At 66.9% G+C, this 20,018-nt stretch carries 10 protein-coding genes; 5 read left to right on the plus strand and 5 right to left on the minus strand.

The window, feature by feature from the left end:
• Nucleotides 1-47: 47 nt before the first annotated feature.
• Nucleotides 48-818 (plus strand): peroxide stress protein YaaA, encoded by a 771-nt coding sequence (gene yaaA, locus FGK64_RS13355; protein ID WP_138864346.1) that lies wholly within the window; start codon nt 48-50, stop codon nt 816-818.
• Here yaaA and FGK64_RS13360 read toward each other — a convergent pair.
• Nucleotides 806-3,046, minus strand: coding sequence for a response regulator (locus tag FGK64_RS13360; protein WP_138864347.1), 2,241 nt, complete (start codon nt 3,044-3,046; stop codon nt 806-808). The genes yaaA and FGK64_RS13360 overlap by 13 nt on opposite strands.
• A gap of 161 nt (nt 3,047-3,207) precedes the next feature.
• Between FGK64_RS13360 and FGK64_RS13365 the strand changes: the two genes are divergently transcribed.
• Nucleotides 3,208-8,649: an alpha-2-macroglobulin family protein gene (locus tag FGK64_RS13365; RefSeq protein WP_138864348.1), complete on the plus strand. Its 5,442-nt coding sequence runs from the start codon at nt 3,208-3,210 to the stop codon at nt 8,647-8,649.
• Nucleotides 8,646-10,694, plus strand: a complete 2,049-nt coding sequence (pbpC, locus tag FGK64_RS13370; protein ID WP_138864349.1) for a penicillin-binding protein 1C — start codon at nt 8,646-8,648, stop codon at nt 10,692-10,694. Before FGK64_RS13365 ends, pbpC begins: the two co-directional genes overlap by 4 nt.
• Nucleotides 10,695-10,766: 72 nt before the next feature.
• Here pbpC and FGK64_RS13375 read toward each other — a convergent pair whose 3' ends face one another.
• Genes FGK64_RS13375 through FGK64_RS13390 form a run of 4 tightly spaced genes read right to left on the minus strand, consistent with a single transcriptional unit; the run spans nt 10,767 to nt 17,462 of the window.
• Entirely contained in the window at nt 10,767-12,815 is a 2,049-nt protein-coding gene (locus FGK64_RS13375) for a hypothetical protein (RefSeq protein WP_138864350.1), read from the minus strand.
• Complete coding sequence (locus FGK64_RS13380; RefSeq protein WP_138864351.1) at nt 12,812-15,583, minus strand: DUF4159 domain-containing protein; 2,772 nt, start codon at nt 15,581-15,583, stop codon at nt 12,812-12,814. The genes FGK64_RS13375 and FGK64_RS13380 overlap by 4 nt, the downstream gene beginning before the upstream one ends.
• Nucleotides 15,580-16,458: a DUF58 domain-containing protein gene (locus FGK64_RS13385; RefSeq protein ID WP_138864352.1), complete on the minus strand. Its 879-nt coding sequence runs from the start codon at nt 16,456-16,458 to the stop codon at nt 15,580-15,582. Before FGK64_RS13385 ends, FGK64_RS13380 begins: the two co-directional genes overlap by 4 nt.
• Nucleotides 16,455-17,462 carry an AAA family ATPase gene (locus FGK64_RS13390; RefSeq protein ID WP_138864353.1) on the minus strand — a complete coding sequence of 336 codons (1,008 nt, stop codon included), beginning with the start codon at nt 17,460-17,462 and terminating at the stop codon, nt 16,455-16,457. The genes FGK64_RS13385 and FGK64_RS13390 overlap by 4 nt, the downstream gene beginning before the upstream one ends.
• Nucleotides 17,463-17,531: 69 nt before the next feature.
• On the opposite strand from FGK64_RS13390, the gene FGK64_RS13395 reads away from it, so the two are divergent.
• Nucleotides 17,532-18,113 carry a DUF1285 domain-containing protein gene (locus tag FGK64_RS13395; protein WP_138864354.1) on the plus strand — a complete coding sequence of 194 codons (582 nt, stop codon included), beginning with the start codon at nt 17,532-17,534 and terminating at the stop codon, nt 18,111-18,113.
• A gap of 89 nt (nt 18,114-18,202) precedes the next feature.
• Nucleotides 18,203-20,017: a phosphogluconate dehydratase gene (gene edd / locus FGK64_RS13400; protein ID WP_138864355.1), complete on the plus strand. Its 1,815-nt coding sequence runs from the start codon at nt 18,203-18,205 to the stop codon at nt 20,015-20,017.
• The last annotated feature ends 1 nt before the right edge of the window (nt 20,018 follow it).

The raw sequence follows: 20,018 nt of genomic DNA on the forward strand, positions 1-20,018 counted from the left end.
GCGCCCGGTCGCGATACACCCCTGCAAGCAGATGAAGGAGAACGGGTATGCTGGTGGTGATCTCTCCGGCCAAGCGGCTGGACTGGGCCGAACGCGACGTGGCGATGACCGAACCGGAGTTCGCCGAGGAGTCGCGGCGGCTGGCCAAGACCATGCGCAACCTGACGCTGGGCGCCTTGCAGGGGCTGATGGATCTTAGCCCCGATCTGGCGCGGCTGAACCGCGACCGCTATCGCGACTTTGCCGATGCCCCCGAGGCCGAGGCGCTGCGCCCCGCCGCGCTGGCTTTTGCGGGCGACACCTATCAGGGGCTCGAGGCCACGTCGCTCGACCCGGATGAGTTGGCCTGGGCGCAGGACCATCTGCGCATTTTGTCGGGGCTTTACGGCGTGCTGCGCCCGCTGGACGGGATTCAACCCTATCGTCTGGAAATGGGCAGCCGACTGAAAACCCGGCGCGGCGCGTCGCTGTACGACTACTGGAAAGACGCGCCGGCCAAGGCGCTGAACGCGCAGGCGCAGGCGACGGGAGCTGACGTGCTGGTGAACTGCGCCAGCCAGGAATATTTCGGCGCGGTGGCGCCCAAGGCGCTGAAGCTGCGGGTCATCACGCCGGTGTTCATGGAAGACAAGGGCGGCACCCCCAAGATCGTCAGCTTCTTCGCCAAACGGGCGCGCGGAGCCATGGCGCGGTTCATCGTGCAGAACCGGCTGACCGACCCTGCCGCGCTGACGGACTTCGACAGCGGCGGCTACAGTTATCGCGCGGACCTGTCGGAACCGGATAAACCCGTGTTCGTGCGCCCCTATAGCGCCTGACGGTCTGGCTCGGGCTGCGCGTCCGACTTTGACAAAGCAACGGGCCGGGCGTCCGCCGGTTGGAATTCGGCGATCAGGTTCAAAATCTCGGCCTTGCGCAGGGGTTTCGACATGAACCTGTCCATGCCCGCGCTCATGATGCGGTCGGAATCGCCATTCATGGCGTGGGCGGTCAACGCGATAATCGGCACATGCGTGCCAAGTGCTTGTTCCAACTCTCGGATTTCCCGTGTCGCAGCGCATCCGTCCTTACGGGGCATCGACACGTCCATGAAGATCAGATCGGGTGGGGCCGATTGAAAGGCAGCAACCGCCTCTTCCCCGTTGCTGGCGAAATCAAGCGATATGTCGAGCGATTTGACCATCTTGCGGAACACCAGTTGATTGGTCTTGTTGTCTTCGGCCGACAGGATCCGCATCTGTCGCAAGGCGTCGGACGAGTTTGGCAAAGGACTATCGGTGTCGGCACCCGCTTCCGGCAGTGGCGCCCGGGCATCGCAGCCTGTCATCGCCTCGACAAGCCGATCCAGAAGTTCCGAGCGCTGATAGGGCCGTTGCAAACTGCCCTGAACCAGCCTGAACGCCGGATCGGATCGCGCTGCGCTGCCGTTCAACGACACCAGAAGAAACGGAAGATCCTCCCATCCGGCGGCGCGCAGTGCCTCGACCAGTTCAAGCCCGTCCATTCCGGCCATGGCGTGTTCGCTGATGACAAGGTCGATGTCCGAGGTCATTGCCTGCAGCGCGTCGGGTCCGGTGAGACAGCTTTCAATTTGCAGGCCCAGCTGTTCAAGCTGTTTTGACAGGATCGACTGGGTCGGTTCGGGCTGGCCCACGATCATCACCCGGCGCAGCGAATCCGGCATCGACACCGGCATCGGCGTATCCGGATCAGCCAGCGGCAGGGTCAACCGGACCCCGAATACCGAGCCCTTGCCGGGTGTGCTGTCCACCCAGATGTGGCCCTGCATCAGGTCAACCAGTCGCCGGGTGATCGCAAGGCCAAGGCCGGTGCCTTCGAATTCGCGGTTCGCCTCGGATGCAACCTGCTGAAATTCGCCGAAGATTTGGGCCTGTTCCTCTGGCGACATGCCAACGCCGGTGTCTTCGACAGTGATATGCACGGTGCAGTCGGTTTCGCCGGGATTGGCCAATCCGGTCACGCGAACGGCGACATGCCCTTTGCGCGTGAATTTCACCGCGTTGCCAACAAGATTGATCAGAATCTGGCGCACGCGGCCCGGATCGGCGATGAAGCGGGTCGGCAGGAACAGATCGTAATCGACCAGCAAATCGACATCCTTGCCGTGGGTCACCGGCTGCAACATCGTGACGATATCGTGCACGCAATGCTCCAGGTCGAAATCCTGCGGATGCAGAACCAGTTTTTCCGCCTCGATCTTGGAATAGTCCAGAATGTCGTTGATGATCCGCAACAGCGCCTCGGCCGAGGTGTGGATCGTGCTGGCATACAGGCGCTGTTCTTCGCTCAGGTCGGACTCCATGAGCAGCTCCGCCATGCCGACGACCCCGTTCATCGGCGTGCGGATTTCGTGGGACATATTGGCCAGAAACGACGATTTCGCCCGGCTGGCGGTTTCCGCAGCATCGCGCGCCGCTTTCAGCTGTTCCTCGTAGCGCACCGTCGCCGTGATATCGAGAGCGATGCTGACCATGTCGCCGCCGGGGCCGCGCTGATCGATCAGGCGAAACGACATCCCGTTCCACCAGCGGATCACGATGGGCTCGGGCGCCTCGCTGGCCCAACGGTCCAGCATCATGGCGCGCCAGTCCTTCGGCCCCATCTGTTCGGTATCTACCAAACCTTCGTCTGTCAGCAGTTGCAGGATGCGCGGATAGGACACGCCCGGTGCGATTTCCTCAAGACCGTCGAAGGCCGCGATATAGGCCGAATTCGCCGCGATCATCAGCCCATCGGCATCGAAAAACGCGAACCCGTCCTGAATTGTCCGTATCGAATGCCAAAGCCGCCGTTCGGCCACCTGAATTTTCTGGTTGGCGACCGAGAGGTCGGACTTCACCCGTTCGTTTTCATCGCGCACGGTGGCGACTTCGGCGCGGGTTTCACCAATTTCGCGCGTCAATGCCAGCGCGTGCCGCCCAAGTTTGCGGTTCGCGGCAGACAGTTCGGCTTCTTTCAGCTCCAGCTTTCGCTCGGCCGCGAGGCGGGCGCGGCGTTCTTCAGACAGCATGTTGGCAAGGTTCATGCCCAAAGCTCCGCCGGGGGACCGGCACGGGGGTGAAATCAATGACGGTTAAAATCCTGCGACTCGGTGAAGAAGTGCTTAATCACCGGGGCATGGCCGCAGAACTTGCCGAATCCCGCGCCCCCATGCGACGATTTTTCGACGTAACGAGGAGATTGGGCATGGCACGGGTTCTGATAGCGATTCTGGCGTGGATCGCCATGGCAGTCGGCAGCACAGCGGTGGCACAGCAGGCCCTGCCCGAGTTTCGGTACATCGCCACGCGCGATATGGATTTCTACGGCGCTGATCTCGATTCGCTTTTCGGCACCGATCTGCAAAGCTGCGTGCGGGCCTGTTCGGCCAATCCGCAATGCGGCGCCTTTACCTTCAACAGCCGCTCGAATGCCTGTTTCCCGAAACGTGGCGTGCAGGATATGACGCCCTTCGTGGGCGCGGTTTCGGCGCGCAAGATCGCGACAGAGGCTGGCATTTCCGCCGTCGCAGACACCCGCGCGCAGGCCTTGCCGGACCTCCGTGGAGAGGTGATCGACGATGCCCGCGCCTTGGCCCGTGACATCGGCCTGCGCCACTTCGCGGGCGACGAAAACCTGCAACTGATGATCGAGGCCGCAATCAATTCGCGCGCGCGCAACGATACCGCCGCTGCGCGCAATTGGATCGGTGCGGCGATTTCGCTGGCCGACCGCGCCGATCTGTGGGTGGAATACGCGCGCCTGTCGCTGCGGTTGAAACCCAATCGTGGCGCGGATCAGCGCCGCGCAGAGGCCGACGCGCTGTCGGCCGCCATCAACGGCTACCTGCGCGATCCGGCCCCGGCGGGCCGCGCCAGCGCGCTGCTGATCGCCTCGCAGGCGCTGGAACGCATGGGCCGCGGGCGCGAGATGATCCCGATCCTGCGGCTGGCCGTCAGCGAACAGCCCCGGGCCGAGCTGGAAGAGGCGCTGGACACGGCCATCGGCAAATACGGGTTCCGCATCACCGATACCGAGGTGGAAAGCGACAGCGCCGCGCCGCGCATCTGTGCCCGGTTCAGCGAACCGCTGGTCAACGCGGGCGTCGATTACGACCTCTTCGTACGGCTTGATGACCAGACGCTGGTGGTACAGCCGAACGACACCCAGCTGTGCATCGACGGCGTCAGCCACGGCAGCCGCTATCGCGTGACCTTTCGCGCCGGGCTGCCTGCGGCCAGTGGCGAAACGCTGGCGCGTGAAGTGACCATCACCCAATACGTGCGCGACCGGGCGCCCTCGGTCGCCTTTCCGGGCCGCGCCTATGTGCTGCCGCGTGCCGCCGACGCCGCGCTGCCGGTGGAAACGGTGAACCTGACCGCGCTGGACCTGACCCTGCGCCGCGTGAGCGACAGGAACCTGCTGCGCGCCATGCAACAGGGGTATTTCGCGCGGCCGCTTTCACAATGGGAGCTTGACGATTTTTCCGACAATGTGGCGCAGGACGTGTGGTCCGGCAGCGCCGATGTGCCGTCCGAGTTGAATCGGTCGATGACAGTACGCTTGCCGATGGGGCAGGCCATCGCCGATCAGCCGCCGGGGATTTACGCCCTGACCGCGCGGGTGCCGGGTGCCGATCCCTATGACGATCCGGGTGCCACGCAGTGGTTCGTGCTGTCCGATCTGGGCATTTCCACCATGTCGGGCACCGATGGGCTGCATGTCGATGTGCGGGGGCTGTCCGATGCCGCCGCCCGCGAAGGGATCGAGGTCACGCTGGTGTCGCGCGCCAATGCGGTGCTGGGCACGGCCACCACCGATGCCGAGGGCCGCGTGGATTTTGCCGCCGGGCTGACGCGCGGAACCGGGGCGGCCGCGCCCGCGCTGGTGCTGGCCAGCGATGGCGAGAGCGATCTTGGCTTCCTGTCGCTGATCGACCCGGCCTTCGACCTGTCCGATCGCGGCGTCGAAGGCCGCGCACCGGCCGGTCCGGTCGACGTGTTCTTGACGACGGATCGGGGCGCCTATCGTGCGGGCGAAACCATCAACGCCACCGTTCTCGCCCGCGACGCCGGGGCTACTGCCATCGAGGGGCTGCCCCTGATGGCCGTGCTCTCGCGCCCCGATGGCGTGGAATACCGCCGTCTGATTTCCGACGGCGGCGATGCGGGCGGGCATGTATTTTCCTTTGCCACCGGCGGCGGCGTGCCGCGGGGCACCTGGCGGCTGGACATCAAGACTGACCCGAAGTCTGAAACTCTGGCCAGCCAGACGGTGCTGGTCGAGGATTTCCTGCCCGAACGGATTGATTTTGATCTGAGCCTGCCCGATGCGCCGATTTTTCCGGGCGACCGGCCCGCGCTGGGCATCGATGCGCGTTACCTGTTCGGCGCGCCGGGCGCTGATTTGACCATCGAGGGCTTTGCCACCCTGCGCGCCGCCGACAGCGTGGCGGGCTGGGACGGCTATCGCTTTGGTCGGTTCGACGATGAAAGCCAGTCGCGCACCAACCGCTTTGGCGGAGAGCGCACCGATGCCGCCGGGCAGGCGCGCGTGGCGCTGGAGCTGCCCGAACCCGATACGAAGGGCCGCCCCCTGACGCTGGACGTGGTGGCACGGCTGGCCGATGGCTCGGCCCGGCCGGTGGAGCGCCGCATCTCGGCCCCGGTGCGCCCGGATGGCCCGGTGATTGGCATCCGCCCGATGTTCGACGATGTGGTCGCCGAAGGCAGCGCGGCGCAGTTCCGCGTGATCGCGCTGTCCCCTGATCTGACGCCAGCGCCAATGCGCGTGAAGTGGACGCTGAACCGGCTGAACACGCGCTATCAATGGTATCAGCTGTACGGCGAATGGAATTACGAACGCACCACCCGCCGCAGCCGTGTCGCCAGTGGCGAGGTCGAGATTGGCACCGATCCGCTGGCGTTGGAAACACCCGTCGACTGGGGCCAGTACGAATTGGTCGTGGAACGGGTCGGGGGCGATTACACCGCCTCGTCGGTTGATTTCTACGCGGGTTGGTATGCGCCCGCTGCCGGATCCGACACGCCCGACCGGCTTCAGGTCTCGCTGGATCGCGCCGACTACGGGGTGGGCGATACGGCCCGGCTGCGCGTGGTGGCACGCCATGCGGGAACGGCGCTGGTCTCGGTCCTGTCGGATCACGTGATCGCGCGGCAGGTGGTGGACCTTCCCGAGGGCGACTCGGTCATCCCGCTGACGGTCGAGGAAAGCTGGGGCGCGGGGGCCTATGTGGCCGTTTCGCTGATCCGCCCGATGGATGTGGCCGCCGGGCAAAACCCGGCGCGCAGCCTTGGCATTGCCCACGCCAGCGTCGCCCCCGGTGAGAAGGCGCTGAGCGTGTCGATTGATGCGCCCGAAGTGGCACGCCCCCGGCAGACCCAGACCATTGGCGTGCAGGTCGATGGTGCACGCGAGGGCGAAGAGGTCTGGCTGACGCTGGCCGCCGTCGACCTGGGCATCCTGAACCTGACCGGCTATCAGGCGCCCGATCCGCAGGGCTATTACTTTGGCCAGCGCCGCCTTGGCGTCGATCTGCGCGATGTTTACGGGCGGCTGATCGACGGCATGTCGGGCGCGATGGCCGATGTGCGATCCGGCGGGGATGCCGATCAGGGCGCGCGGATGCAATCGCCGCCGCCGACGCAGGATCTGATGGCCGTTTTCAGCGGCCCGGTCCAGGTCGGCCCCGATGGCCGCGCCGAGGTGGATGTGAAGCTGCCGCCGTTCAATGGCACCGTGCGCCTGATGGCTGTGGCGTGGTCGCGCACCGGCGTCGGGCAGGCCAGCCGCGACATGATCGTGCGCGACCCGGTGGTGGTGACGGCCTCGGTTCCGAACTTTCTTGCGCCCGGCGACACCAGCCGCATCCGGCTGGACGTGGCCCATGCCGATGGCCCAGCAGGCGGGATGGGTCTGGCGATCACCCGCGTCGGGGGCGAGCTGACCGTGGGCGCGGTGGCCACCACGCTGACCCTGGCCGAGGGCCAGCGCACCAGCCTGTCGGTTCCCGTTACGGGCATTCGCGTGGGTGACCCCACTTTCGACGTGGTTCTGACCACGCCGGACGGGCAGGCGCTGACCCAGACGCTGCGCCTGCCGGTGCGCGCCAACGATCCGGTCGTGGCGCAGACCCGGCAGTTCGCTTTGGCGGGGGGCAGCAGCTTTGCCTTTACGCCCGACGTGTTCGACGGGCTGCGCCCGGGCACCGGCAAGGCAATCCTGTCCGCCGGGCCGATCGCGCGGTTTAACGCGCCCGCGCTGCTGGAGCAGTTGGACCGCTACCCCTATGGCTGCACCGAACAGGTGACTTCGGCGGCGATGCCTCTGCTGTACCTGTCGTCGGTGGCGCGCGCCACGGGGCTGGGCGATGGCCCGGCGGTGGAAGACAGGATCGACGCCGCGATTGCGCGCGTTCTGGCGCGGCAGGCGCCCAACGGCGCGTTTGGCTTGTGGCGCGCCGAAGCGGGGAATTTCTGGCTGGATGCCTATGTCTCGGACTTCCTGTCACGGGCGCGCGATCAGGGCCATGCGGTGCCTGATCTGGCCTATCGGCTGGCGATGGACAACCTGCGCAACCGCATCAGCTATGCCGCCGATTTCGACAGCGGGGGCGAGGATATCGCCTATGCGCTGATGATCCTGGCACGCGAAGGCACGGCGGCGATGGGCGACCTGCGCTATTACGCCGACGTGAAGGGCGATGCGTTCTCGACCCCGCTGGCGGCGGCGCAAGTGGGCGCGGCGCTGGCGTCTTACGGCGACCAGATGCGTGCCGATGCGATGTTCGCCCGCGCGGCCCGCATGATCGCCGCCGATGCCGCCAAGGCCGCCGAGGTGCCTGTCTGGCGTGCCGATTTCGGTACCGACCTGCGCGATAGCGCCGCCGTTCTGGCGCTGGCGACCGAAGCCGGCAGCACGGCCATCGACCGCACCGCGCTGCTGACCCGCGTGACCGCGCCGGGGGCGAACCTGTCGACGCAGGAAGCGGCATGGACGCTGATGGCGGCGCGCGCGCTGATCGCCGCGCCGGGGTCGGGGCTTCAGGTCAACGGCGCTCCGGTCGAGGGGCCGTTCGTGCGCGTGCTGGAAGACGACGCAGGCGATGGTGGGTTGTCGATTGCAGCCGCCGATGGGCAGACAACTGATGTGACGCTGACCACCTTCGGCGTACCCGTTGTCGCACCCGAGGCGGGCGGCACCGGCTATCGGATCGAGCGCAGCTATCTGACCCCCGAGGGCGCGCCGCTGGATGTGACGTCCCTGACGGTCGGGCAGCGGTTCGTGACCGTGCTGCGGGTCACGCCGTTTGAAGACGGCGGCGCGCGGTTGATGATCGACGATCCGCTTCCGGCGGGAGTGGAAATCGACAACCCCAACTTGCTGCGCGCGGGGGATATGGGCGCGCTGGACGGGCTGAGCCTGTCCGATGCCACGCACAGCGAATTCCGCAGTGATCGCTTCCTGTCAGCCATCGACCTGCGCGACGGGCAGACGATCACGCTGGCCTATGTGGCGCGGGCGGTGACCCCGGGCGATTTTTACCACCCGGCGGCCTCGGTCGAGGATATGTACCGCCCGCGCTATCGTGCCCGCACCGACACGGGGCGCGTGGTGATCGCGGAATGATCAGGCCCGCGCGCTGGCTGTTCGGGCTTGCGCTGGCGTTGGGCCTTGGCGCGGGGCTGCGCGCTGGCGTCGACGATTGGATCGACGCCACCCGGCTTCCGCCGGCGTTCTCGGAAACCTCGGTTGAAATGCACGACCGCGCGGGTGTGCCTCTGCGCGTCTGGCAGGTGGGCGACGGGCTGTGGCGCATGGCGGTGCGGGTCGCGGATGTGGACCCGGAGTTCATCGCCATGCTGGTGCGCTATGAGGACAAGCGGTTCTGGCAGCACGCCGGAGTCGACCCGCTGGCGTTGCTGCGGGCGGCGGGGCAGGCGGTTCTACACGGGCGCGCGGTGTCGGGAGGGTCCACGCTCACCATGCAGGTGGCGCGGCTGCTTGAAGACGGCAGCACGGGGCGCTGGGCGGGCAAGCTGCGCCAGATCCGCGTGGCGCTGGCGCTGGAGCGACGGATGGACAAGGCGTCGATCCTGCAGCTTTACCTGACTAATGCGCCCTATGGCGGCAATGTCGAAGGCATCCGTGCTGCCGCCTACGGCTGGTTCGGCAAGCCGCCGCGCCGGTTGACACCTGCGCAGGCGGCGCTGCTGGTCGCGCTGCCGCAATCGCCAGAAACGCGGCGGCCCGACCGCCACCCCGAGGCCGCGCGCGCGGCGCGTGATGCGGTGCTGGCGCGGATGGTGGACGCAGGTGTTCTAAGCGAAGTTGTGGCGCAAGTGGAACAGCGCGCGCCGCTGCCAGACGGTCTGCGCGCCTTTCCCCGGCTGGCGGCGCATCTGGGCGATACCCTGCGCGCTGAGGCCCCGGGCGCACCGCTGATCGCGACCGTGCTTGAGTCGCGCGCGCAGGCCGCGATGGAGGATCTGGCCCGCGCGGCGGCACGCCGGGCGGGGGCGCGGATATCCACCGCCATCGTGGTGGCGGACCGGGCGACCGGCGATGTCATCGCGTCGGTCGGGTCGGCGGATTATGCGGGCAGCCCGGGGCGCGAGGGCTATGTCGACATGACCCGCGCAATACGGTCTCCGGGGTCTTTGCTGAAACCGGTGATCTATGGTCTGGCTTTCGACCAGGGGCTGGCCCACCCCGAGACGATCATCCACGACGGACCCGTCCGGTTCGGTCAATACGCGCCTCAGAATTTCGACGGGCAGTTTCGCGGCGACATCCGCGTGCGCGAGGCATTGCAACAGTCGCTGAACATCCCGGTGGTCAAGCTGGCCGAGGCGCTGGGCCCTGCCCGCGTGGTTGCGGCGCTGCATCGTGCGGGGGCGCAGGTGCGTATCCCCGGCGGGCGGCCCGGTCTGGCGATTTCGCTGGGCGGTCTGGGGATGAGCCTGCGCGATCTGGTGCAGGTCTATGCGGCGCTGGCCAACGGCGGCACGGGGCCTGTGCTGCGCGAAGCGCAGGCGGCGCCGCGCGTGATGGGCGGCCGCGTCACCAGCCCCGAGGCGGCCTGGCAGGTTGGCAATATCCTGGCCGGGTTGGCGCCACCGCCGGGCGCGCCTGCGGGTGTGCTGGCCTACAAGACAGGTACGTCCTATGGGCACCGCGATGCCTGGGCCATCGGCTATGACGGGGCGCATGTGATTGGCGTGTGGATGGGGCGGCCCAACGGCACGCCGGTGCCGGGCGCCTTTGGTGGCAGCCTGGCCGCGCCGGTGCTGTTCGAGGCCTTCGGGCGGTTGAAACCGGCGTTCGACCGTTTGCCGCCACCGCCACCCTCCACGCTGATCGTGTCGGGTGCGGATCTGCCCATGCCGCTGCGCCGGTTCGAGGCGCGCGGTGGCGACATGGCAGAGGCGTCGGCGCCGGAACTGGCCTTTCCACCCGATGGCGCGCGCGTGCTGGTGGAGCCGGGCGCTCCACTGACGCTGCGCCTGCGCGGTGGGACCGAACCGTTTTCGGTGTTGGCCAATGGCGCACCTGTTGCACGCGGGGTTCGAGCGCGCGAGATCGACATTGGTGTGCCGGGGCCGGGATTTTCCACGCTTGTGGTGATCGACGGGGCGGGCCGGTCGGACCGGGTGACGATCCGGCTGGATTGACCCGCAGCTTTTGCATGTGCCGCGCGCGGCGGATTTGAGTGATTTTTCCGAAAAGAAGCAGGGGGTGGCGGGTCAGCGGCGGCCTTCGCGCAGCCAGCCGCCGGTGATCAGCAGCGCCGCCAGCAGCAGCACCAGCCAGGGCGGCAGCAGCGCGGTTTGGGTGACGTCGCTGGTTTCATAGGCGTTGCGCGGGGTCAGCCCGATCCAGCCGCGCCCAGAGGCCGGGCGGCCGGGGCGGATGTCGCGCAGCGAGGGCGTGCCATCTTCGAGTGCCATGATGCCGCCGCGTTGCGGGGCGATCACCGGGGCGAGGATGTCGCCCGTGGAGATGGTTTCTTCGAACTCGCGGGGGGCAGCCGGGCCCAGGCCGATGACGGTTTCCAAATCGCCCTCGGCCAGGCGGTAGAGGCCGATCTCGTTCCCGCGGTAGAGCGTTTCGAACCGGCCCGGCGCGGTTTCGCGCAGCTCGACCGTTTCGGTCTGCCCGTCGGGGCGGGTGACCGTGACTGGGCCCACGCTGTCAGACAGGGTGCGGCGGATGATGCGCATGGTCTGGCCTTGCGGTACTTCGGCGACCAGCGCCTCTTCTTCAAGCTCGGGTTCCTTCATCATCCAGTGGGCGAGGCGGCGCAGCAGTTCCAACTGCGGGCCGCCTCCTTCGTAGCCGCGATTCCAAAGCCACGCATGGTCAGACGCGAGAAGGGCGACGCGGCCTTCGCCGACACGGTCAAGCACCAGCAGCGGGCGATCGTCCAGCCCCGACATCAGGGTATTGCCGGACGTCGGGGTCACCTCGATCTGACGCAGCCATCCTCCCCAGGTTTCCGGATCGCCCAGATCGCCGGTTACGGGGTGGCGCTGGCCCATGTCGGTCACCTGCGGGCGATAGCGCTGTTCCAGCACGCGTGCGGTGGGTTCGGCCGGGATCACCGGGCCAAGAGGAGAGCGGAAGATGCTGTCGGCGCTGGCGAAATCGGGGCCCGCTGCCACCAGAACGGCGCCGCCGCGGGCGACATATTGCGCCACGTTGTCAAGGTAGAGCGCAGGCAGGATGCCGCGCCGCTTGTAGCGGTCGAAGATGATCAGGTCGAAATCATCAATCTTCTCCATGAACAGTTCGCGCGTGGGGAAGGCGATCAGCGAGAGTTCGGCCACCGGCACGCCATCCTGTTTTTCAGGCGGGCGCAGGATGGTGAAATGCACCAGATCGACCGAACTGTCGGATTTCAGCAGGTTGCGCCATGTGCGCCCGCCCGGATGCGGCTCGCCCGAGACGAGCAGCACCCGCAGCCGATCGCGCACGCCGTTCATCTGGATCAAGGCGGTATTGTTGCGGTCGGTCAATTCACCATCGGCGGTGGGGACCGAGAAGCGGATCACGTTGTTGCCGCCGTGGCCGAGCGTTACGGGCAGGTCGATGTCCTGTCCCACGGGCACATCATAGCGGGCAGGCTCTCCGCCATCGACCGAGATTTCGAGCGGCGCGGTCGCGCCGATGGCGTCGGGAACCGCGCCGCTGTCTTCGATCCGCAGGGTCAGGGTGACGGGTTCGCCAATGATCGCGAAGGCGGGGGCGTTGGCGACGATCAGGCGACGGTCCCAATCGGAATCGCGCCCGGTTATCAGCAGATGCAGCGGCGCGGGCAGATCGGGGGCCAGATCGGCATCGTGCACGCGGCCGTCCGACAGCGCGATAATTCCGGCGACCCGTGCGCTGGGCTCTTCGGCCAGCGCCTCGGACAGGGCGGCCATCAGCCGGGTGCCTTCGTCGCCTTCGCCGTCGGGCACCGGGACGCGGCGCACTTCGGTATTGGGGCGGCTTGCCAGTTCGCTTTCCAACTCTTCCAGCGCTTCGGCAGTCTGTGCGGGGCGGTCGGACAGGGATTGGCTGGCGCTGGTGTCTTCCAGCAGCAGAACGATGTCGGACAGCGGATCGCGATCTTCTTGTTGATAGACCGGACCGGCCAGCGCGCCCAGCAGGACCAGCGCCGCCAGCGTGCGCAGGGGCCAGCCCGCAAGCCCGCGCCAAAGCGCAAGCGCCAGCCCGGCAAAGGCTAGCACGGCAATCGCCACCAGCAGCGGCAGCGGCACAAGCGGGTCGAAGATCAGCGTTCCGGTCATTGGCCCAGCCTGTCCAGCAGCGCAGGCACGTGCACCTGATCGGATTTGTAATTGCCGGTCAGCACGTGCATCACAAGGTTCACCCCAAAACGGAAGGCCAGTTCGCGCTGGCGTTCGCCGGAAAAGCCACGCCCCACGGGCAGCAGCGCGCGCCCCTCTCGATCCACCGCCCAAGCGGCGGCCCAGTCGTTGCCGCCGATCACCACCGGGGTCACTCCGTCGTTGAGGTTACGGAACGGCATGCCTTCGATCTGTTCGGCATCCGGCGGCGCGGCTTCGACCCAGACCTCGCGCCCGGCGTGGCGGCCCGGAAAATCCTGAAGCAGGTAGAAGGTGCGCGTCAGCACATGGTCGGAGGGCAGCGGTTCCAGCGGGGGAATATCCAGCGGCGCGGCCAGCTGTTGCAGCTTGCGCCCCGTGGGACTGGCGGCGCCAAAGCGCGACACATCGGCATCGCGGGTGTCGAACAGGATCATCCCGCCCGAGCGCAGGTAGGCATTCAGCTTGGCATAGGCCTCGTCCGAGGGGATCGGCTGATCCGGCGTGACCGGCCAGTAGAGCAGCGGGAAAAACGCCAGTTCGTCCGTTTCCAGATTGATGCTCATCGGAAGCGAGGGTTCAACCGATGTGCGGAAATACAGCGTATCGGCAAGGCCGCGCAGCCCGGCCAACGCGATGTCGTCAACTTGGGGATTGCCGGTGATGACATGAGCCAGCACCAGTTCAGACGTGGCGGCAAGGGCGAAATCCTCGGGGTCGTCCTGCGCCTGCGCGGCCTGGGGCATGGCCATCACCGCGGCAAGGGCGATTGCGGCGGTGGTGCCTGCGCCAGCGGGCGACAGGCGGCCCGACAGTGCCAGCGAGGCGACGATATCGCCCACCAGAAGCGCCAGCGCCAGCACCAGCAACGCGCCGCCCAGTGGCCATTCGGCGGCCACCGCCAGCCCGGTCACGGGAATACTGGCGGGCCAGGCGGCTGGCGCAAGCGTGGTATCCGCGGTCAGCACGTTGCGGGCCAGCCGCCGGTCGCCGCTGCGGTAGAGGCCCGGTTGCAGATCGGGGCCGACCGGCGCATCGGCCAGCGCGGGGCCCGCGACTCCGGGCAGGGTGCCCGCGTCCGACAGGGTGCCAAAGCCGTCCATCACCTGAACCGGCGTCCATGTCGTGCCTTCCAGATCGGCGGCGCTGGGGCGTTTTGCGGCCGAAGACACAGCCAACCGTTCCAGCATTTCGACAAACAGACCCGACAGCGGCAGCGATGACCATTCGGCATTGGCGGTGACATGGAACAGCACCACCTGCCCCTGACCAATAGCCTTGCGCGTCACCAGCGGTGTGCCATCCGAGAGTGACGCGATCACGCGGTTAGCAAGGTTCGGATCGGGCTGGGCCATGACCTGCGCGGTCACCGTCACATCCTCGGGCACCGGAAGGCCATAAAAGGGCGACTCTTCGGCAAAGGGCGCAAGCATCTTGGGTTCGCCCCAGCTCATCGCGCCGCCGACACTGCGGCCACCGGCCCGCAGGCGCACGGGCATCAGCGGATCTTCCTCATCGCGACTGACATCACTGGCGGCAAGGCGCGGCCCGGCAAAGCGCAGAAGCATCCCGCCGCCGTCGATCCATTCCGCCAATGCATCGGATTCCGCCGGGGACAGTGTCGCGATATCGGCCAGCACGACCACATCGGGATTCGCAGGCAGCAGATCGCCCAACGCGCCGGTCAGCAGGTCTGCCGAAGGGGCCAGTGCCTGTTCCAGGTAGTGCAGCGGCGACAGCAGTTCGAGCCCTTCACGGTCGTCCCGCCCGGCAATCAGAGCAACCTCGCGGCGGCGCAGAGCGTCGTCGGTCATCGAGAGCGCACCGGCCGAGCGAAGCCCGCGCAGCTCGAACCGGGTAATGCGGGCGCGCAGCTCGGCAGGCAGCGACAGGGCGGCGGTGGTCTCGGTTGCGCCTGACTCGAACGCGGCGGGCACCTGCGCCAGCACGCGGGTGTTACCTGCCGGGTCGCGGCCCTGAGCGATGATATCGACCGTGCGTTCCGGCCCACCGACAGACCGGCGGGCGGTCAGCTGGATGGCGTTGTCCTCGAAACTCGCCGGGCCAAGGCCCAGCACCTCGGCCTGGGTCTGATAGGCGGAAACAGTGCCGCGCTCTTGCAACGCGGCGATCAGCGTGTCGCGCCCGTCGTAGGCCAGCCCGTCGCCGAACCAATGGGTGTCGAAATCGCCCTCGACCGCGGCCAGCGCCTCTGTCGCGCGATCGATCATCGCGTCCGAAGGCGACCACGGCATCGGTTTCAGCCCGGGCAGGCGGCTGGCGGCGGCATTCGCGGCCTGAAAGCTGACCGGTTCGGGCGCGGTCAGTTGCAAAATGCCGACAGGGCGGCCCGCGCGCCCGGCCTCTTGCAGCTGCGACTGGATCAGTCCGATCTTGTCACCCCAATGCCCGGCCCCGGCCCATGTGCCATCCAGCACGATCAGCAACGGCCCGTTCCCGTCACGATTCACGGTGGGGTTCAGAACCGGACCGGCCAGACCGACGATCATCGCGGCCACCGCCAGCATCCGCAACAGCAACAACCACCACGGCGTGCGGTCGGTCACGGTTTCGTCGTCGCGCAGGCCCAGAAGCAGGGCGACCCCCGGGAACCGGCGCCGGATTGGCGCGGGCGGTACGGCGCGCAGGATGATCCACAGCACCGGCAGCGCCAGAAGCCCCAACAGCAGCCAGGGCGCGGTAAATCCAATGCCGCCCAGAACGGTCACGCGGTGCCTCCGTCCAGCGCACGATACAGCCACAGCAGCGCCGATTGCGCGCTGTCGCCGGTATGGTGCAGGCCAAATTGCCAGCCGGTGGCGCGGCACAGCTGCGCCAGTTCGTCCCGGCGTTCGGCCAGCCGGGCAAGGTAGCGGTCACGCAGGTCTGATGCCTTCAGCGTTTCATGCCGCAGGCTGCCGCCGACGCTTTCGAAAATGGTGCGCCCGCGAAAGGGAAACTGTTCTTCGGCCGGGTCCAGCACCTGATAGACCACGCCGCGCACGCCACGGTCGGCGGCCTTGGTCAGCGCAAGCCGGACCTCGGCCATGTCGCCAAGGAAGTCAGAGATAAACACCGCGCGGGCATGGGGTAGCATGGCACGGTGTTCGGGTGGCGCGTAATCGGCATCGGCATCCACCACCAGCGCCTGCGCCAGGCGCATGATCTGCGCATTGCCGCGCCGGGGCGGAAGGCTGGTTCCGGTCAGGCCCACGCGTTCGCCGCCGCGCACCAGCAGCACGGCGATCGCCAGCCCCAGCAGGCGGGCGCGATCGGCCTTGGTGCCCAAGGTTTTCGGATCTGACGCAAAGCGCATCGACGCGCCCTGATCGACCCAGAGCATCACAGATTGCGCGATCTGCCATTCGCGTTCGCGCACGAATTGCTGATCGCCATGGGCGCTGCGCCGGTGATCGATCATGCGGCGGCTGTCGCCGAATTGCGCCGGGCGGTATTGCCAGAAATCATCGCCCATGCCAGCGCGCCGCCGCCCGTGATCGCCCAACAGGACCGTTCCGGCCAGATGCTCGGCCCGGGCCAGCAGCGCGGGCAGGCGCGCGGCTTCGGCTTCGGCGCTGTGGCGTAGGGCGGTGTCTGGTGTCACGCCGCAGCCTCGGTTTTGCCAAGGGCGCGGGCGGTCTGGTCAATGAGCTCCGACAGGCTGTCGCCGCGCGCACGGGCGGCAAAGTTCAGCGCCATCCGATGGCTGAGTACGGGGCGCGCCATTGCCAGCACATCCTCGGCATTGGGGGCGAGCCGCCCCTGCAGCATCGCACGGGCGCGCACCGTCAGCATCAGCGCCTGCGCGGCACGCGGGCCGGGGCCCCATGCGACGGTGTCACGCACCTTGTCCGAGGCGTCGGGTTCGTCGGGGCGGAAGGCGCGGACAAGATCAAGGATCATTTCCACCACCGAATCGCCCACTGGCATCCGGCGCAGCAGCTTCTGCGCGGCCAACAGTTCCTCTCGGGTAAAGACGGCAACGGCCTCGTCTTCGGCGACGCCGGTGGTGGCCAGCAGGATCGCACGTTCGGTGTCACGGTCGGGATAGGCGACGTCGATCTGCACAAGGAAACGGTCAAGCTGGGCCTCGGGCAGGGGGTAGGTGCCTTCCTGTTCAATCGGGTTCTGCGTGGCAAGAACGTGGAACGCCGCGCCCAGATCGCGGTTTTCGCCCGCGACCGTGACCATGCGTTCCTGCATCGCCTGCAACAGCGCCGATTGCGTGCGCGGGCTGGCGCGGTTGATTTCATCGGCCATCAGAAGTTCGCAAAAGATCGGGCCTTGAACAAAGCGGAAGTTCCGTGTGCCATCGGCAGCGGTGTCGAGAACTTCGGAACCAAGGATGTCGGCCGGCATCAGATCGGGCGTGAACTGGATACGGTTGCCGTGCAGACCCATCACAGTCGACAAGGTTTCCACCAGCCGCGTCTTGCCCAGCCCGGGCAGGCCGATCAGCAGGGCATGACCGCCGCAGAGCAGCGCCGTCAACGTGAGGTCAACCACCTGTTCCTGGCCGATGAATCGCCGTGTGATCGAGGCTTTCGCCTCGGCCAGCTTGGCCTCGACCGTTTCGATCGCGGCGACCAGATCCTCCGACTCGGGCATGACTTTCCTTTCATCGCACATATATGCTTTCCTAAGAGTGTACCCCGAGCGAAGGAAATGGCAAAAGCAATGAGCGGACAAAATGCCGTGACCCCATCCGCCGAAGGCATCGCCGCCTCGGTCCGCGCCGCCGGAAAATCGCGTGGCCTGCCGCCTGTGCATCTGTGGAATCCCGAGTTCTGTGGCGATCTGGACATGCGTATCGCCCGTGACGGCACATGGTTCTATCTGGGCACGCCCATCGGCCGACCCGAACTTGTGCGTTTGTTTTCAACGATCCTGAAGAAGGAAGGCGACGATTATTTTCTTGTCACGCCGGTTGAAAAGGTCGGGATCACGGTGGATGACGCGCCCTTTGTCGCGGTTGATTTCGAGGCGACGGGCGAGGGCCGCGATCAGGTTCTGACATTTGCCACAAATGTGGGCGACAAGGTCAGTGCCGGGGCAGACGCGCCATTGCGTGTGGAACGGGATGCCGAAACCGGGGAACCGTCGCCCTATGTTCTGGTGCGCGCCAACCTCGAAGCGTTGATTGATCGCAAGAGCTTTTACCGGCTGGTCGAGATCGGAGAGCATCACGACGGTTGGTTCGGGCTGTGGTCGGGCGGCGACTTCTTTCCGGTGATCCCATCCAAGGAACTGCCGACCTAGGCGCGAGTGGTTGATATTCCTGCCGGAGTATGATTGTTAGCGGTAACATAGCGGCGTAACTGCCGCTGCGCCAGCTTCGGGAGGCCTCCATGCCAACGCCATTGAACGACACCATCGCCCGCGTCACCGACCGGATCATCGCCCGCAGCGAGGCAACGCGCCGCCCCTATCTGGACCGGATGCGCGATGCGGTCTCGAAGGGGCCGGCGCGGGCGCATCTGTCGTGTTCGGGGCAGGCCCATGCCTTTGCCGCTGCCGGGCCGGACCAGCGCGCACTGGCGCAGGGTACTGCGGGCAACCTTGGCATCGTCACCGCCTATAACGACATGCTTTCGGCGCATCAGCCGTTTGAACGCTACCCCGATCTGATCCGCGCGGCGGCCCGTGCGGCGGGCGGCACCGCGCAGGTGGCCGGTGGCGTGCCCGCCATGTGCGATGGTGTGACCCAGGGCGAACCGGGTATGGAGCTGAGCCTGTTTTCCCGCGATGCGATTGCCATGTCGGCGGGGATCGCGCTGACCCACAACACCTTTGACGCCGCCGTATTCCTGGGCGTCTGCGACAAGATCGTGCCGGGCCTCGTGATTGCGGCGCAGGCCTTCGGGCACCTGCCCATCGTCTTTCTGCCCGCCGGGCCGATGACCAGCGGCATCAGCAACGATGAAAAGGCCAAGGTGCGGCAGCAGTTCGCTGCCGGGGAATGCGGGCGCGACACGCTGATGGCGGCAGAGATGGCGGCCTATCATGGCCCCGGCACCTGCACGTTCTACGGCACCGCCAACACCAACCAGATGCTGATGGAGTTCATGGGCCTGCACCTTCCGGGCAGCAGCTTCGTGAACCCCAACACCCCGCTGCGCGATGCGCTGACGGTGGAAGGCGCCCGGCGTGCGCTGGCGCTGTCGGCGCTGGGCAACGATTACACACCGACCTGCGACATCCTTGACGAACGCGCCTTCGTGAACGGGATCGTGGGGCTGAACGCGACGGGTGGCTCGACCAACCTGCTGATCCACCTTGTCGCCATGGCGCGCGCGGGGGGCATCGTGCTGGACTGGGAAGATTTTTCCGACCTCTCCGATGTGACCCCGCTGATGGCGCGTGTTTACCCCAACGGACTGGCCGATGTGAACCATTTCCACGCCGCTGGTGGCCTCGGCTATATGATCGGTGATCTGCTGAAATCTGGCCTTCTGCACCCCGATACGCGCACCGTGGCGGGGCAGGGGCTGGAACATTACACCGCCGAGCCCAAGCTGATCGGCGATGCGCTGGAATGGCAGCCCGGTGCGGGCCACAGCCTGAACGACAAGATCCTGCGCCCCGCCGCCGATCCGTTCCAGCCGACCGGCGGGTTGAAGCGCCTCAAGGGCAGCCTGGGCACCGGGGTCATGAAAATCTCGGCTGTCGCGCCGGAACATCGCGTGGTCGAGGCGCGCGCGCGTATCTTCCACGACCAGGAGGCGGTGAAAGAGGCCTTCAAAGCGGGCGAATTCACCGAAGACACCATTGTTGTCGTGCGTTTCCAAGGACCCAAGGCCAACGGGATGCCTGAACTCCACAGCCTGACGCCGGTTCTGTCGGTGCTGCAATCGCGCGGGCTGAAGGTCGCGCTGGTGACTGACGGGCGCATGTCGGGTGCCTCCGGCAAGGTGCCCGCCGCGATCCACGTCTGCCCCGAGGCGCTGGACGGCGGCCCGATCGCGCGGCTTCAGGATGGCGATCTGCTGCGCGTCGATGCCGAGGCCGGTGTGCTCGACATCCTGACCGAGGGCGTGGCCGACCGCCCCGCCGCCACCCCCGACCTGAGCGCGAATGAAACCGGCCTTGGCCGCGAGCTGTTCGCCGTTTTCCGCCAGACTGTCGGCTCTGCCGACACTGGCGCCACCGTATTCGGAGCCTGAC

The organism is Arenibacterium halophilum, assembly GCF_005938225.1.
In the GTDB taxonomy this organism is placed as follows: domain Bacteria; phylum Pseudomonadota; class Alphaproteobacteria; order Rhodobacterales; family Rhodobacteraceae; genus Arenibacterium; species Arenibacterium halophilum.